General features: G+C 74.9%; 14 protein-coding genes. 7 read left to right on the top strand and 7 right to left on the bottom strand.

Annotation, left to right across the window (positions count from 1 at the left end; all coding sequences use genetic code 11):
- Positions 1 to 99: 99 nt before the first annotated feature.
- The 6 genes from ABD223_RS35265 to ABD223_RS35290 all read left to right on the top strand — a co-directional run bounded on the left by ABD223_RS35265 (position 100) and on the right by ABD223_RS35290 (position 7615).
- On the top strand, positions 100 to 1155 hold the full coding sequence (locus tag ABD223_RS35265; RefSeq protein WP_344041077.1) for a LacI family DNA-binding transcriptional regulator: 1056 nt from the start codon (positions 100 to 102) through the stop codon (positions 1153 to 1155).
- Between the two features lie 220 nt (positions 1156 to 1375).
- Positions 1376 to 2482 (top strand): serine/threonine-protein kinase, encoded by a 1107-nt coding sequence (locus ABD223_RS35270; protein ID WP_344041078.1) that lies wholly within the window; start codon positions 1376 to 1378, stop codon positions 2480 to 2482.
- A 10-nt stretch (positions 2483 to 2492) separates the two neighbouring features.
- A complete protein-coding gene (locus ABD223_RS35275) occupies positions 2493 to 3317 on the top strand; it encodes an FHA domain-containing protein (protein WP_344041079.1) in 825 nt (274 codons plus the stop codon).
- Positions 3314 to 4435, top strand: a complete 1122-nt coding sequence (locus ABD223_RS35280) for a hypothetical protein (RefSeq protein WP_344041080.1) — start codon at positions 3314 to 3316, stop codon at positions 4433 to 4435. The genes ABD223_RS35275 and ABD223_RS35280 overlap by 4 nt, the downstream gene beginning before the upstream one ends.
- Entirely contained in the window at positions 4432 to 6090 is a 1659-nt protein-coding gene (locus ABD223_RS35285) for a substrate-binding domain-containing protein (RefSeq protein ID WP_344041081.1), read from the top strand. Before ABD223_RS35280 ends, ABD223_RS35285 begins: the two co-directional genes overlap by 4 nt.
- 22 nt (positions 6091 to 6112) lie before the next feature.
- Positions 6113 to 7615 (top strand): substrate-binding domain-containing protein, encoded by a 1503-nt coding sequence (locus tag ABD223_RS35290; RefSeq protein WP_344041082.1) that lies wholly within the window; start codon positions 6113 to 6115, stop codon positions 7613 to 7615.
- Positions 7616 to 7823: 208 nt separating this feature from the next.
- Here the strand turns inward: ABD223_RS35290 and ABD223_RS35295 are convergent, their stop codons facing one another.
- From ABD223_RS35295 to ABD223_RS35325, 7 genes are all read right to left on the bottom strand, one after another.
- Complete coding sequence (locus ABD223_RS35295) at positions 7824 to 8690, bottom strand: hypothetical protein (RefSeq protein WP_344041083.1); 867 nt, start codon at positions 8688 to 8690, stop codon at positions 7824 to 7826.
- 159 nt (positions 8691 to 8849) lie between these two features.
- Positions 8850 to 9158, bottom strand: a complete 309-nt coding sequence (locus tag ABD223_RS35300) for a DUF3140 domain-containing protein (RefSeq protein ID WP_344041085.1) — start codon at positions 9156 to 9158, stop codon at positions 8850 to 8852.
- On the bottom strand, positions 9155 to 9370 hold the full coding sequence (locus ABD223_RS35305) for a hypervirulence associated TUDOR domain-containing protein (RefSeq protein WP_344041086.1): 216 nt from the start codon (positions 9368 to 9370) through the stop codon (positions 9155 to 9157). Before ABD223_RS35305 ends, ABD223_RS35300 begins: the two co-directional genes overlap by 4 nt.
- Before the next feature lie 298 nt (positions 9371 to 9668).
- Complete coding sequence (locus tag ABD223_RS35310; protein ID WP_344041087.1) at positions 9669 to 11228, bottom strand: alkaline phosphatase D family protein; 1560 nt, start codon at positions 11226 to 11228, stop codon at positions 9669 to 9671.
- Between the two features lie 95 nt (positions 11229 to 11323).
- The gene (locus ABD223_RS35315) at positions 11324 to 12259 is read right to left on the bottom strand and encodes a sigma-70 family RNA polymerase sigma factor (RefSeq protein ID WP_344041088.1); all 936 of its coding nucleotides are present in this window, start codon (positions 12257 to 12259) and stop codon (positions 11324 to 11326) included.
- Positions 12260 to 12269: 10 nt separating this feature from the next.
- Positions 12270 to 13460, bottom strand: coding sequence for an NAD(P)/FAD-dependent oxidoreductase (locus ABD223_RS35320; RefSeq protein ID WP_344041089.1), 1191 nt, complete (start codon positions 13458 to 13460; stop codon positions 12270 to 12272).
- An 80-nt stretch (positions 13461 to 13540) separates the two neighbouring features.
- A complete protein-coding gene (locus ABD223_RS35325; protein WP_344041090.1) occupies positions 13541 to 14746 on the bottom strand; it encodes an MFS transporter in 1206 nt (401 codons plus the stop codon).
- 57 nt (positions 14747 to 14803) lie between these two features.
- Between ABD223_RS35325 and ABD223_RS35330 the strand changes: the two genes are divergently transcribed.
- Complete coding sequence (locus ABD223_RS35330; protein WP_344041091.1) at positions 14804 to 15421, top strand: TetR/AcrR family transcriptional regulator; 618 nt, start codon at positions 14804 to 14806, stop codon at positions 15419 to 15421.
- Positions 15422 to 15435 lie beyond the last annotated feature (14 nt).

Below are 15435 nucleotides of genomic sequence, written 5' to 3' on the forward strand. Positions count from 1 at the left end.
ACCGGCCACGAAGGGATGTTTGCGCAAACAACCATGGTTATAGTGTTCGCGGTGCGCCCGCGACGCGGTCGGCTCCGGCGCGGAAGGTGGTTGACCGAGGTGAGTCCGTCGGGATTCGAGGCGCGTGCGGCGCAGCAGTCGCCCGCGCGGCGCGCCCGCAAGGCGTCGATGGCCGACGTGGCCCGCCTGGCCGGGGTGTCGGCGCAGACCGTCTCGCGGGTCTCCAACGGGCACTCCAGCGTGGTGGAGTCGACGCGCGAGCAGGTGCTGGAGGCCATGCGGCAGTTGGGCTACCGGCCCAACAGCGCGGCGCGGGCGCTGAAGTACGGCGAGTTCCGCACCATCGGCGTCATCCTGTTCAGCCTCTCCTCGGTCGGCAACAGCCGGACCTTGGAGGCGATCGTGGACTCCGCCGCGCAGGAGGGCTACGCCATCACCCTCATCCCGGTGGCGGTGCCGACGCAGGACGGCGTGCTCGGCGCGTTCACCCGCCTGGGAGAGCTGGCCGTGGACGCGGTCATCGTCATCATGGAGGTCCACCTCCTCGACGCGGCCACCGTGAGCCTGCCGGTCGGCGTGCCCGTCGTGGTGGTCGACTCCAACGGCGGCGACCGCTACACCGTGGTGGACACCGACCAGGCGGACGGCGCGCGGCGGGCCGTCGGCCACCTGCTCGACCTCGGCCACCGCACCGCCTGGCACGTCGCCGGCCCCGAGGACTCCTACGCCGCCGAGGGCCGGGCCGTGGCGTGGCGCGCCGCGCTGGAGGAGGCGGGCGTGCCCGTGCCGCCCATGGCGCGCGGCGACTGGACGTCCGGCTCCGGCTACCGCGCCGGCCTGGCGCTGGCCGACGAGCCCGACTGCACGGCCGTGTTCGCCGCCAACGACCAGATGGCCCTGGGCCTGCTGCGCGCCTTCCACGAGAGGGGCAGGGTCGTGCCCCGCGACATCAGCGTGGTCGGCTTCGACGACCTCCCCGACGCCACCTCCTTCATCCCGCCCCTGACCACCGTGCACCAGGACTTCGCCGAGGTCGGCCGGCGCTGCGTCGAGCGCGTCCTGCGCCAGGTCCAGCACCGGCGGACCGAACCCGGCACCACGCTCGTGCCCACCCGGCTGGTCGTCCGCGGGAGCACCGCGCCACCTCGCGCCTGAAGGCCGCCGAGGAGTTCGGCACGACGCCGAACGCACCCGCGGGCGAACGCGAGGTGAATGAGCGGGGAACAAAGGGAATTCGCCTGCGGAGTCCCCTGAACGTGTAACACCCTTGTCCACCTGGCGATCACTCCGGTATTCGCGAATACCGGAATTCGGTCGCGCACCGGTCGTGGTGTTCGCGGCGCGGGACGAAGCGCGGGCTGGGCAGGGGTGGGCGGTGCACGACGAGCTCAGCAGGTACCGGCTGGTCCGGTTGCTCGGCCGGGGCGGCATGGGCGAGGTGCACGTGGCGGAGGACACGTCGCGGCACGACCGGCAGGTGGCGCTGAAACTGCTGTCCACCACGGCGTTGAGCGACCCGGAGCTGGAGAAGCGGTTCCGCCGCGAGTGCGAGCTGGCCGCGCAGATCGACCACCCCAACGTGCTCCCGGTCTACGACTACTCGGTCGGCGAGAACCCCTACATCGTCATGCGCTACGTCGACGGGACCGACCTGTCCACGGTGCTCCGGCAGCACGGCGCGCTGCCCGCGGAGCGCGCCGTGGCGATCACCGAGCAGGTGGCCGCCGCGCTGGACGCCGCGCACCGCAAGCACCTGCGCCACCGGGACGTCAAGCCGTCGAACGTCCTGTTGGAACCGGGTGCTCGGCACGGCACCGACCACGCCTGGCTGTTCGACTGGGGCATCGCCCAGCCGATCACCGCGCAGCAGATCACCCGCCTCGGCCAGGTGGTGGGCACACCGCACTACATCGCGCCGGAGCGGCTGGCCGGCGAGCGGCCGGCCGACCACCGGGCGGACGTCTACTCGCTGGCCGTGGTGCTCTACGAGTGCCTCGCCGGCCGGCGACCGTTCGAGGGTGACGACATGGTCGTGCTCGCCGGGCACCTGCACCGCCCACCCGACCCGCTGCCCGCCGCGGTGCCCGCGGGCCTGCGCGCCGTGGTGGTGAAAGGCTTGGCCAAGGACCCGGACGAGCGCTACCAGGCGGCCGGCGAACTGGCCGCCGCGGCGCGCGCGGCGCTGGAGGAGCGGTCGGGGCACGCGAAACCGGACCCCGCCACCCCCGGCCCGCCACCCGCCGCGCGGGACCTCCGCGGGGTGGCCGTCGGCGGCGCGGGAGGCGGCGCGCTGGGCGTGCTGCTCGCCGTGACCGGCCTGCTCGACGGCACGACCGCGCTGTGGACGGCGGTCGCCCTGGTCGCCGCGGGAGCGCTGCTGGCGTACGGCCTGCACGGCGACGGGTCGCCCGACCCCGGACCCGCGCCCGGCGACCCCACTCGCGACGCGGACCCGGGAGGGTTCCCGAGGTCCCGCCCGTAGCGTCGGCGTCGTGGCACCCCAGGAGCGGACAGCGGTCATGGCACTTCAGCGCAGGTACCACCTCGACGCGGCGACGCCCAGCCTGCTGCGGCGGCAACCGCTGCTCGGCGGCGCGCCCGCGCCGAGCGGCACGCTGTTCGCGCTGGGCGAGGACGGCGGGTACGCGGCGGCGCCGCACGCGGACAACCACCTCCTGCTGGGCCGCAACAGCCCGGACGTGCACGTGACGGTGGGCTCGGGCGACGCGCACGTGAGCCGCGAGCACGCCGCCGTGCGCTTCCTGCCCGGGAACCGGTGGCTGCTGCGCAACGACGGTCGGCTGCCCATCCGCGCCTCGGGCGGTCCGCCGCTCCTCAGCGGTCACGAGACCGTGCTGGCGCCCGGCTACACGCCCCTCTACATCCGGGGTTCCCGGCTGCACGTGGTGGAACTGCTGGTGGCCGGCGGCGCCGGCGCGCGGGACCAGGTGCGGCCGGACACCGGGACGCGGGACATGGGCTGGCCGCTGTCGGACCGCGAGCGGCTGGTCCTGGTGGCCCTGTTCCAGCAGGCGCTGCTGAGGGGCGCCGACCCGCACCCGCTCTCGTGGCGGGAGACCGGCGCGGTGCTCAACGACGTCCCCGGCGAGCGCCGGTGGACCGAGCGGAAGGCGGAACACGTGGTGGACGTGGTGCGGCGCAGGTTGGCCGCCGCGGGGGTGCCGGGCATCACCGCGGACTCGGCGCCACCCGAGGCGATCAAGCGGAACCTCGCGGCGGTGCTGGTGGAGACCGCCACGCTGACGCCGCCGGACCTCCGGCTGCTCGACACGGGATTGCGGGGTGGGCGGTCGTGACGCCGTCGCGGAACAGGGCCGGCGCGCGGGTGGCGGCGCTCGTGGTGGGCGTCGCGATCATCGCCGTGGTGGCCGTGGTGGTGGCCGACCGGGTGCGCGGCGACGCGGAGGCGGAGGCCGGCTGCGCGAGCTCCACCACGTCGGTCACCGGCGTCATCGGCTCGGAGAAGGAGTCCTACTTCAAGGACCCGCGCGTGGTGGAGCGGCTGGCCTGCCGGGGGCTGCGGGTCACCGCGGACAGCCTGGGATCGCGTGAAATGGTGGTGGCGCTGCGCAAGCCCGAGCACGGGTACGGCTTCGCGTTCCCCTCCAGCACGCCGACCGCGCAGAAGATCCTCGGCGAGTTCCGGCTGAGCGACAGCTACCCCCTGTTCTCCTCGCCGATGGTGGTGGCCACGTTCAACGGCGTCGCGGACACCCTCCAGCGCAACGGGGCCGTCCAGGCCGAACCCGACGGCAGCCGGGTCGTGGACGTCGCCACGCTGCTGCGGTTCGCCCGCGAGGGCACGAAGTGGGACCAGCTGGAGGGACCAGACCGGTACCGGTTCCCCAAGGCGGTGGAGCTGCGCACCACCGACCCGCAGGACTCCAGCTCGGCGATCATGTTCCTGTCCCTGGCCGCGCACGTGGCCAACAACGGCTCGGTCGTCCAGACCGCGGACGAGGTGCGGCGGGTGGTGCCCGACCTGTGCGCGCTGGTCGGCCGCCAGGGCGACAAGCAGCGCACCAGCCAGGATCTGTTCAACGACTACCTGACCAAGGGCTACGGCCGGGTGCCCATCGGGCTGGTCTACGAGGCCCAGTTCCTCACCAGGTCGCCCGCGCCCGTGCTGCCGCCGGACGCGGTGATGCTGTACCCCCGGCCCACGGTCTACTCCCGGCACACCCTGATCCCGCTCGACGACACCGGCGGTCAGGTCGGCCGCGCCCTGCGCGACGACCAGGAGCTGGTGCGGCTGGCCGCCGAGCACGGTTTCCGGCCCGAGTCGCCGACCTCCCAACCGGTCGGCGCCGACCGGTCGCCGACCTCGGTGGTCGAGTCGCCGTCGTTCGAGGTGCTGGAGACCATGCTGGACGAGCTGGCGGCGATCCAGCGCTCGGGGAGGGGTTGCCCGTGACCCGCCGATTCCGCGCCCCGACCGCCGCGGCCCTGCCCGGAACGGCCCTGACCGGAACGATCCTGACCGGCGTGGTCCTGGCCGGCGCCGTCCTGGCCGGGTGCACCGCCACGACGCCCGAACCCGTGGCGCCGTCGACGGTGCCGTCCGGACCGCCCACCACGCTGCGCGTCCTCGCCGGCAGCGAGCTGGCCGACCTGGAGCCCGTCCTCGACGACGCCGAGCGCGCCACCGGGGTGAGGGTGGAGCTGGAGTTCACCGGCAGCCTCGACGGCGCGCAGAAGGTCGCCGAGGGCAAGGCGGACGGCGCGCACGACGCGCTGTGGTTCTCCTCCACCCGGTACCTGCGCACGATCCCGGAGGCCCGCGACCGCCTGGGGCCCGAGGTGCAGGTCATGACCTCGCCCGTGGTGCTCGGCCTGCGCGAGCCGGTCGCCCGCGAGCTGGGGTGGGACCGCGCGCCGGTGCGCTGGTCGGACGTCGCCGCGGCGGTGGACCGCGGCGCGCTGACGTTCGCGATGACCGACCCGGCGGCGTCCAACACCGGGTTCTCCGCGCTGGTCGCGGTGGCCACCGCCCTCGACGGCGGCGGGCGCGCGCTCGACCTCGACGCGATCGCCCGGGTCTCCGGCGCGCTCTCGCGGCTGTTCACCGGGCACCGCGTCACCGCCGGTTCCTCGGAGTGGCTCGGCGACGCGTTCGTCCGCCGCGCCACCGGCGAGGACCCCGGCGGGCCGGTCGACGCCCTGATCACCTACGAGGCGTCGCTGCTGTCGCTCAACCGGTCCGGGAAGCTGTCCGAGCCCCTGGTGCCGGTGTACCCGCAGGACGGCGTGGTCAGCGCCGACTACCCGCTCACCGTGCTGGCCGGCGCGAGCCCGGAGGCCCGCGACGCGCACCGGCGGCTGGGCGAGTACCTGCGCGGTCCGGAGGCGCAGCGCGCCATCGTCGAGCTGACCGCCCGGCGACCGGCCGTCCCCGGTGTGCCGCAGCCGCCCGACGTGCCCGCCACCCTCGTGGAGATCCCGTTCCCGGACAACCGCGCGGTGGTCGACGCCCTGCTCGACGCCTACGCCGACCGGCTGCGCCGCCCCGCGCGCACCGTGTACGTGCTGGACGTGTCGGGGTCGATGGAGGGCGAGCGGATCGACCAGCTCAAGCGGGCGCTGACCGGGCTGACCGGCGTGGACCGGTCGCTGTCGGGCCGGTCGTGCCGCTTCCGCGGCCGCGAGGAGGTGGTCCTGCTGCCGTTCAGCCAGGCGCCCGGCGCACCCCTGTCGTTCACCGTGGACGAGACGGCGCCGGAGGCGTCGCTGGCCTCCGTCCGCGCGGCGGTCGAGGGCCTGGCGGCCGGGGGCGACACCGCCGTCTACGACAGCGTGATCCGCGCGCACGACCTGATCGGCGACCCGGGCGACCGGTTCACCAGCATCGTGCTGATGACCGACGGCGAGAACCGCCAGGGCGCGGGGTTGGCGGAGTACCGGGCGTTCCTCTCCGGGCGGGCGGGCGCCGTGCCGGTGTTCCCCATCCTGTTCGGCGAGGCCGCCGAGGGCGAGATGCGCGAGGTCGCGCGGATCACCGGCGGCGCGCTGTGGGACGCCCGGCACGACCCGCTGGACCGGGCCTTCTGCCAGATCCGCGGCTACCAGTGACCGACCACCGGAGGGGAACGACGTGGCACAGGACGGCTCGACGCTCGGCACGTGGATCTCCGAGAACCCCGACGCCTCGGTCGGCGCGGTCACGCTCGCGGTGACCGTCGCGGCCTACCTGGCGAAGCTGTGGCTCACCCGCAAGCGGATCACCTACCGCGTCCACCTCGACTCACCGGTCGGCGTGACGCCGCGGGGGGTGCCGGACATGATCGAGGTGGAGCTGCGCAACAAGCAGAAGACCGTGCCCGAGCCGAGCTTCGCGCTGGTGCGGATCATGAACACCGGCAGCCGGGAGATCCACGAGAACGACCTCACCCGACCGCTCACCCTGGAGTTCGGCGGTCGCCGGGTGGTGGACGCGCAGATCGTCGAGGCCCGCAAGGACCTGCGCGAGGAGGTCGCCAAGGACGCCGACTGGCCGCCGCCGGGCGACACCCTGGTCCTGCCGAGGGTGCCGCTCAACCGCAGGGACCGGATCAAGGTGCTGGTCCTGCTGTCCGGGCCGGTGACGCGCGAGCCCGCGGTGGACTGCCACACCTTCCTGCGCGGCGGCCGGGTCGTCCGCGACACGGCCAGGGGGAACGGGCCGGGCCGGCGCAGCATGGTCCTGGGCGGCCTCGCCCTGCTCCTGGTCGGCGCGTCGCTGGTGCTGCTGACCGGTCTCGGGCCGGGCCCGTCGGAGTCCCACTGCGCCGCCGGGACCCTCCGGATCTCCGGGTCCAGCGCGTTCGAGGCCGTGACCGAGGAGGTCGCCGCGCGCTACCGGGAGGACTGCGGCGACGCGGTGGTGGAGGTCGACGGCGGCGGCACGATCGCGGGCCTGCAACAGCTCAGCCCGTCGCGGCGCGAGGAGCGGGCGGCCCTGTCCGACGGCCCCGCGCCCTTCGGCGACGCCCGGTTCACGCCCCACACCGTCGCGGTGGTCCCGTTCGCGGTGGTGGTGAGCGACGACGTCCCCGTCCGCGACCTCACCACGGCCCAGCTGCGCGCCGTCTTCCTCGGCGAGATCACCAACTGGGACCAGGTCGGCGGACCGGACCGCAAGGTGCTCGTGGTCAGCCGCGACGCCAAGTCGGGCACGCGGGACGCGTTCCGGGCCGCGGTCCTCGGCGGGGCCGACGAGCCGGCCGAGAACTCGCCGGACTGCGCCACCGCCTCCAACGGGGCCGGGCTGACGCGGTGCGAGATGAACTCCACCGGCGGCGTGCTGGAGAAGGTCGCCGAGCACGACAACGCCATCGGCTACGCCGACCTGTCCGCGGCCGACCGCGCGGCCGGGGTCGAGGTGCTCGCGATCGACGGCGTCACCGCCACCCGGGAGGCGATGGCCGACGGCCGGTACCGCTTCTGGATCGTCGAGTACCTCTACACCTACGGCCGGGGCCGGGACGACGGCCTGCTGAGCAGGTTCACGCGGTACCTGGCCTCCGACGACGCCAAGGCGATCCTGCGCGAGGAGGGCTACTTCCCGTGCGGCGACCCGTGGCCGGGCGACGGCCGGCACCCGTGCGACGCCCCGTGACGGCCGGTGGGGTCCGGGCCCGGTCGGGCATGGCGGCGTGCCCGGCCATTCCCGCGGTGCGGGTCCACCGGTCGGCCGCCCTGAGGGGGGGTCGGGCGCCAGGACCGGCACGGGACACCTGGGGGTTCACCCACCGTGCGCGCGGATCACCCGCCGCGACCCGGGCGCCGCGACCCGGTGGGCGCGTGCCCGGTGACCACGGCGGTGGTCACGGCGTGCGCGTGGCCGCCAGGTCCGCCAGGCCGTCGCGGTCGAGCACGTCGAGCCGCTGGTCGCCCTGCTGCCCGGAGCGCGCGACCAGGCCCTGCCGCTCCAGCAGGCCCATCGCCTTCCTGAGCTTCTCGGTCACCAGCGAGCCCTTGCCCCTGGCCGCGAACTCGGCCCTCTCCTCGGACGTCAGGGTCGGCGCGACCTTCTTCTTCCAGACCTCCAGCAGGTCCGCGCGCGCGACCGACGTCGCGTCACCGGTCAGGTCCAGGATGATCCCGGCCAGCACGCGCGCGTGGTTGTCCTGCCGCTCCGCCTGCTGCGCGACCAGCGCCTCCAGCGAGGTGCGGTCCGCCGCGCCGGTCGTGCCCGGCACGTCGAGCGCCGCCAACCGCTCCCACAGCGCCCGGTCGGCCCGGGTCGGCTCGCCGCCACCGCCGAGCACGGCGGTCCGGTGGGAGTCGATCGCGGCGCCCAGGGTGATCACCAGGCTCATCAGCTCGTCGCGGACGTCGTCGCCGCGCAGCCGGCGCACCCGGGCGGCGATCAGCCGGTGCTGCTCCCGCACCAGGGTCTCGAAGTGCGCGGTCCGCTTGGCCAGCTCACCGCTCTCGGCCAGCTCGCGGTCGTACTCGGCCCGGGTGATCTCACCCTCCGCCAGCCGCGCGCGCGAGGTGTCGCGCTCCGCCTTCCGGTGCACGCGGTCCGCCGCGATCCGGTCCAGCATCGCCAGCAACACCCGGCCGGTCTGCTCGACGTGGGTGTCGGAGGCCAGGTGCCGCCACACCTCGGGGTCGCGGTTGCGCAGCGCGTCGTTCACGAACCGGTCGGCGTCGTGGTCGTCGTCTGGCCCGTAGGGCAATGCCACAGTGTCAGTCCTTCGTGTTGCGGTCGGGGAGACCGGCGTGCCGTGCATTGTCCCCCAGCCCGCCGGCCGCCGCCTCGCGCCGGCCCGGAACCGCCGGCTGCCCCGGCTCGGCGCCGACGGGGTGGCGGTGTCGAGCCGGCCGGGACCGGTCCCCCGGTGTCAGTCCTTGACCGGGTCGTGCCCCCAGTTCATCAGCGAGTAGCGCCACCTCGTGTGCTCCACGTCCCCGTCCGGCCGCTGCGCCAGGTGCCGGTGGACGTACCCGACGACCTTGCGCATGTGCGCCTGGTCGTCCTCGGTCAGCTCGCCCTTCTTCTTCCGGAGCAGCTCCACGATCCGCCTGCCGGACTCGTGCCCGACCGATTCGCCGCCGTCGGACTGGCCGACCGACTTCGACTCGTCGCTCCCCAGCCACTCCTCCAGCTCGGACGCCGTCATGTTCACGGCCTCGTCGAACTCGCCGCTCACGAGTCCTCCCCCAGGGCGGACGGCTTGTGCACCGCGTCCTTGCCGCTGTTGTCGCTGCGCACCCGGTACTGCGGCTCGTCCTCCGACGCCCGGACCGTCCGGCCCGCCGCCTCGGTGTCCTCCGTGATCTCCTCGACCACCTCGCCGCGCACGGTCTTCCCGTGGCTGGACCAGGTGACCTCGTCGCCCTTGTCGAACTTCTTCTCACCCATGGGGAAATCCTGTGTCGGCACGCCGGCCCGCGCACGGCGGTCGCGTGCCGGCCAGGCGTGCGGCCCTCCGCTTTCACCCGGTGGGGTGGTCCGGGAGGTGTGGGCGGGCCCGCCCGCCGCCGTCCGGTCCCGGAGCGGCCACCGAGCTCCTACCAGGGCAGTCTCGAAACCGATGCCCTTGTCGGCGCCGGTGATCAATGCGACGGTCAGGGTGCTCCTCGCGGTGAGCGGCCCAGGTCGTCCTGCGCCGATTTCCGCAACGATCGTTGCGGAACGCGCCGCCGCCCGACCGCCGCGGTCACACCTGGTGCGCGCCCGGCCGGCCGGATTCGACGACGAACGACGCGAAGACGGACTCGGGCGCGTCGCGGCGGCTGACGGTCGGCACGGTCCTGAGGTCCGCGCTCATCCGCGAACCGCTCACGTGGCAGCGGACGTACCCCCGGCGGTCGCCGTCGAAGAACTTGATGTGGGGGTTGTGCCTGATCATCGGCCCGTAGTACGGCCCGTACACCTGGCCGTCGCCGTTGGACGAGATCGACGTCCCGACGAACTCCGTGCCGACGACCGGCGAGGAGGGCCGGTCGAAGTCCTGGTGGACGTCGTTGACGAACGTCGAGTGCCAGTCCCCGGTGATCACGACCGGGTTGGCGACCCGGTGCCGGACCCACGTGTCGGTCAGCCGCTTGCGCGCGGCCGGGTAGCCGTCCCAGGCGTCGTGCCACAACCGGTCGCCGGCCGCGCCGTCGTGGTCCAGCCGGCCCACCATCACGTTGCTGCCCAGGATGTTCCACCGGGCGCGGGAGGCGGCCAGCCCGTCGAAGAGCCACTTCTCCTGCGGGAAGCCCAGCATCGTCACGCCCGGGTCGTAGCCGCCCGTGCACGCGTCGGCCTCGCCCCAACCGCAGGGCGGGACGCTCCGGTACTGCCTGCCGTCGACGATGTCGAGCTGGGCGAGCCCGCCCCAGCGCAGGCGTCGGTAGATCCGGGCGCGGTCGAGCGCCGCCCGGCGAACGGGCTGGTGCTCGTACCACGCCTGGTACGCCGCGGCCCGCAGCGCGGTGATGTCGCCGGCGTGCTCCTGGCGGGTGCCCGCGTAGTCGTTCTTCACCTCGTGGTCGTCCCACGTGACGGCCCACGGGAACCTGGCGTGGGCCGCCTGGAGGTCCGGGTCGGCCTTGTAGAGGGCGTACTGCATCCGCCAGCGCTCCAGGTCCTGCGGCGCCGACCTCAGCACGTCCGGCGTGGCGGTCCGCCGGAGGCCGCCGTCCGCGGGGATGCCGCCCTCGTACACGTAGTCGCCCAGGTGCACCACCAGGTCGAGGTCGTCGTCCGCCATGTGCCGGTACGACGGGTAGTAGCCGCTCGCCCAGTCCTGGCACGACGCGAACGCGAAGGCCAGCGAACCCCCCGGCGCGCCGACGGGCGGCGCGGTGCGCGTGCGGCCGACCGGCGAGGTCTCGCCGCGGTAGCGGAAGCGGTAGAACCACTCCCGGTCCGGCGCCAGGCCGTCGACCTCGACGTGGACCGAGTGCGCCAGCTCCGGGAGCGCCCACGTGGTCCCGCCGGCGACGACCCGGCGGAACCCCTCGTCCCGGGCGACCTGCCACTGGACCGGGACCTTGACGCGCGGCATCCCGCCGCCGGGCTCGAACGGCTCCGGGACGAGCCTCGTCCACAGCACCGCGCCCGTCGCCGTCGGGTCGCCGCTGGCCACGCCGAGCCGGAACGGGTGGTTCCCGCTGCCGGGCCGCGGTGATGCCGCCGCGAGGTCGGCGGGCACCTGGGACAACGCGGCCGCACCTGCCGCGGTCGAGAGCGCGGCGAGGAACCGCCGCCTACCCATGGAGGTCGTCACGGCGCACTGTCTAACCCGTGCCGATGGCCGGCAGGCGAGCCCCGGGTGAACAGGCCCTGGAGTTCGACCCCCGATCTCCTGGACACCGGCCCGGCTCACCACGACCCGACCAGGGGGTCGCCGTGCCCGCCCCGCCTCCACCCCTCGGTGAGCCGGCCGAGCCGGGCCGGTGCGGCCATGCCGCGCACGGTCGCGACCTTGTCGCCGCGCACCTCCAGGACCACCACGCCCACCACCCGGTCGTCCAGCACGGCGATCACGGCGGGGCAGCCGTTGACCACGCCGGCGTGGATGGCCGGGGAGCCGCCGACCCGCCTCCGCTTCCCCGGCGTCGGCCGGTACCCGGCGCGGAGGGTGGCGGCGATCCGCTCGGGTCCCGAGAGCAGCGTCAGCCTGCCGCCCGACCCGGCGCCGTCGGAGATCGCGGTCGCGTCGTCGGTCAGCAGCGCGACCAGCCGTTCGGTGCGGCCCGAGGCGGCGGCGTCGAGGAACGCCTCGGCGATGCGGCGCGCGGCGGCGCGGTCGACCTCGTTGACGGTGCGCCGGGCGGCGACGTGGCGCCGGGCCCGGTGCGCGTGCTGCTGGCTCGCCGACTCGCTGATGTCGAGGATCCCGGCGATCTCGGCGTGGCTGTGGGAGAACGCCTCGCGCAGGACGTAGACGGCCCGCTCGACCGGTGTGAGGCGTTCCAGGAGGGTCAGCACCGCGAGGCTCACCGATTCGCGCTGCTCGGCGGTGTCCGCCGGGCCCAGCATCGGGTCGCCGTCCAGCAGCGGTTCGGGCAGCCACGCGCCGGCCGCCCGCTCGCGCCGCGCCTTCGCCGAGCGCAGCCGGTCCAGGGCCAGGTTGGTGACCACCTTGGTCAGCCACGCCTCGGGCACCTCGACGCGCGCCCGGTCGGCGGCCTGCCAGCGCAGGAACGCGTCCTGCACCACGTCCTCGGCGTCGGCGGCCGAGCCGAGCAGGCGGTACGCGAGCGAGGCCAGCCGGTCCCGGCCGGCCTCGAAACGCGCCAAGGTCGCGGTGTCCACGATCGCCGAGCTAGGCCGCGGCCACCGCGGTGGCGCGGTCGGGTGGGAGGGCCAGGCGGCGCCTGCGGGTCGGCATCCCGAAGGTCGGGTGGCCCATGCCGAACACGGCTGCCCGGAGGATGACCGCCTTGACGCGCGCGGCCCCCCGGCCGCGCAGGGCCCAGGTCCTCGACCGCGCCTCGCCGTCGACCAGCTGGAAGATCGCGTCCTCACGGCCGAGGCTGATGTGGTTGCCGACGTGAGACAGCCTGCTCTTCGAGACCTCGCGACCGGTCAGGTCGCCGACGATCCCGGCCACCGCCCGCATCGCGGTCGCCCCCGCCGAGGCGCAGGACATCGGCAGCGGCCGGCCGTTCTCCCCGGTGGCGAGGACGCTGTCACCCGCCGCGTAGACGTCCGGGTGCGAGACCGACCGCATCAGGGGGTCCACCCGGACCCGACCGTCGTCGGTGACCGCGAGACCGCTCGCGGCGGCGATGGGGTGGACGGCGAAACCCGCCGCCCAGACGGTGGCGTCGGACGCGAGGGCGGCGCCGCCGGCGGTGGTGGCCCCCGTCGCCCCGACCCGGTCGACGGTGGTGTGCTCGTGGACCGCGACGCCGAACCGGTCGAAGGCGCGCAGCAGGTGGCGGCGGGCCTTCGGGCCGAGCCAGCCGCCCAGCTCGCCGCTGGTGGCGAGGGTGACGTCGAGCCCCGGCCGGGACTCGGCGATCTCGGTGGCGACCTCGATCGCGGTCAGGTTGCCGCCGACGACCAGCACCGACCCGGCGCCGGCCAGCTCGTCCAGCCGCCGGCGCAGGCGCAGCGCCGACGGGCGGCCCGCGACGTGGAAGGCGTGCTCGGCCACGCCCGGCACGCCGTGGTCGGCGACGGTGCTGCCGAGCGCGTAGAGCAGGGTGTCGTAGTCGAGCCGGTCGACGCCCGCGCCGTCGGTCACGGTGACCGCGCGGCGCTCGGCGTCGACCGCGGTGACCCGCGCCAACCGCAGGCGGATCCCGGTGCCCGCGAACAGCTCCGCCAGCCCGTGCCGGCGCAGTTCCCGCCCGGCGGCGAGCTGGTGCAGGCGCATCCGTTCCACGAAATCGGGTTCGGCGTTGACGACGGTGACCTCGACGTCGTCGGGGTGCAGGCGGCGGGCGAGCTGTCCGGCGGCGTACCCCCCGGCGTACCCGGCCCCGAGGACGATGATGCGGTGCGGCATGTCCTTGCTCCTGTCTGGTTCGACCGCATCTTGAACGGGACGGCGCCCCGATCCCTGACAGGGTTCGACTATGACGTGGGTCACTCCCGCCGGGTCTCCGGGCGGGGGTCCCGCCGCCCGGGTCGGCGAGACCGGACCAGGGCGGTGAGCCCGCCCAGGACCGAGAGCGCCGCGGCCGCCAAGGCCAGGGCGCCCAGGCCCCGGGTGTCCCTGACGGCCCCGAAGCCGGCGGAACCGACCGCCTGCCCGACGGCCAGGGCGATGAACAGCACCGAGGTGCCCGCTCCGGCGGCGTCGGGCCAGACCTGCCTGCTCCAGAGGACCAGCACGCCGGACAGCCCCATGTAGCCGACGCCGAACACCGCCATGCAGGCGTACGCCGCCCAGGCCGCGCCCGTGCCCACCGACAGCGCCAACCCGGCGCCGGACAGCGCCAGCGCGCCGGAGCAGAGGCACCACCCCCGGCGCCTGCCCCACCGCTCGACCACCACCCCGGTCAGCGTCGCGAGCACGCCTCCCAGCCCCAGGGCGATCCACAGCCCGCCCACCCGGTCGACGCCCACGACACCGGCCCCGGTGACCGACAGCGGCCCGAACGCCCAGATCAGGGCCGACCCCGCGCCGGCGATCCCCGCGGCCACCGCCGGCACGGCCAGCAGCCGCCACGGACCCGGAGCCGGGGGCGCGCCCGTCGAGGGTCGCCCCGAGGCGTCCGCGCCGGCCCGCGCGGAGCACCAGGCCGCCACCGCGGCCACCGCGCACACCAGCGCCATGAGCACCCACGCCGCGCCGACCGAGGGGACGAGCGGGACCAGCGCGCCGACGCCGATCACGCCCACGGCCGTGCCCGAGTTCACCAGCGACTGCCCCGTCGCGGCGGCGCGGCGGGCGACGGCCGCGTCGATGATCGGGACCAGCGCGGGGGACGCGAACCCGCCGCCCATCCCGCCGATGAACACCGCGATCACGAACACCGCCGGGTCCGAGGCCACCGCCACGCCCAGGCAGCCCGCGGTCGCGGTGACGCCGGCGAGGAGCACCCCGGCGCGGGGGCGGCGGTCGGCCAGTCGGGCGGCCACCGCGGCGGCCAGGGCGTACGAGGTGAACTGCGCGGCCGCGGCCCAGCCGAGGACGGCGGCCAGGTCCGGGCGCTGCGCGCCCAACCGCGGGGCGTACAGGCCGATCCCGAACCTGGCCATCCCGTAGGTGGCGGCGACCAGCGCCATGCCCGCCACCGCCGCACCCAGGCCGGACCGGGCACGGCGGTCCGCGGCGGTCGTCGACATCCGGCACCCCATTCGGCATAACGATCGTTTTGGTATAACGACCGTTACACTAGGGGCATGTCCGGTCCACCGCACACCAGGGAGCGCATCCTCGACGCCGCCGAGGCGCTCTTCTTCCACGACGGCATCGCGGTCACCGGCGTGGACCGGGTCGCCGCCTCGGCGGGCGTGGCGATCGTGACGCTCTACAAGCACTTCGGCACGAAGGACAACCTCCTGCGCGAAGTGCTGGCCCGCCGCCTGGAGGCGTGGACCCGGCACTGGGACGAGGCCGTCGACCGGGCCGGCTCACCGGAGGAACGCCTGCTGGCGGTCTTCGACGCCGTCGAGACCTTCCGCGCCGCCACCGGCCCGACCCAGTGGTGCTGCTTCCTGGCCACCGCCTCCGAACGACCCGCCCCGGCGGACGACCGGACCGACCCCGTGTTCGAGCTGATCCGGCAGGACACGCGGCTGGTGACCGAACGGCTCACCCGACTCGCCTCCGAAGCCCGGTGCGCCGACCCGGACGCCGTGGCGTCGATGCTGCTCCTGCTCTACAACGGCGTGCTGGCCGGCCTCCTGCGAGGAAGCCCCGCGAACCCCGTGGCACGGGCCCGCGACATCGCACGCCTGGTCATCACCCCCTCCGCACCTCACCGTCGCCGATCCCCCTCGCGCTCTCACGGAGGGTGAGGGGTCTTCCTGGC

The sequence above is a fragment of the Saccharothrix xinjiangensis genome, assembly GCF_039527585.1.
GTDB lineage: Bacteria > Actinomycetota > Actinomycetes > Mycobacteriales > Pseudonocardiaceae > Actinosynnema > Actinosynnema xinjiangensis.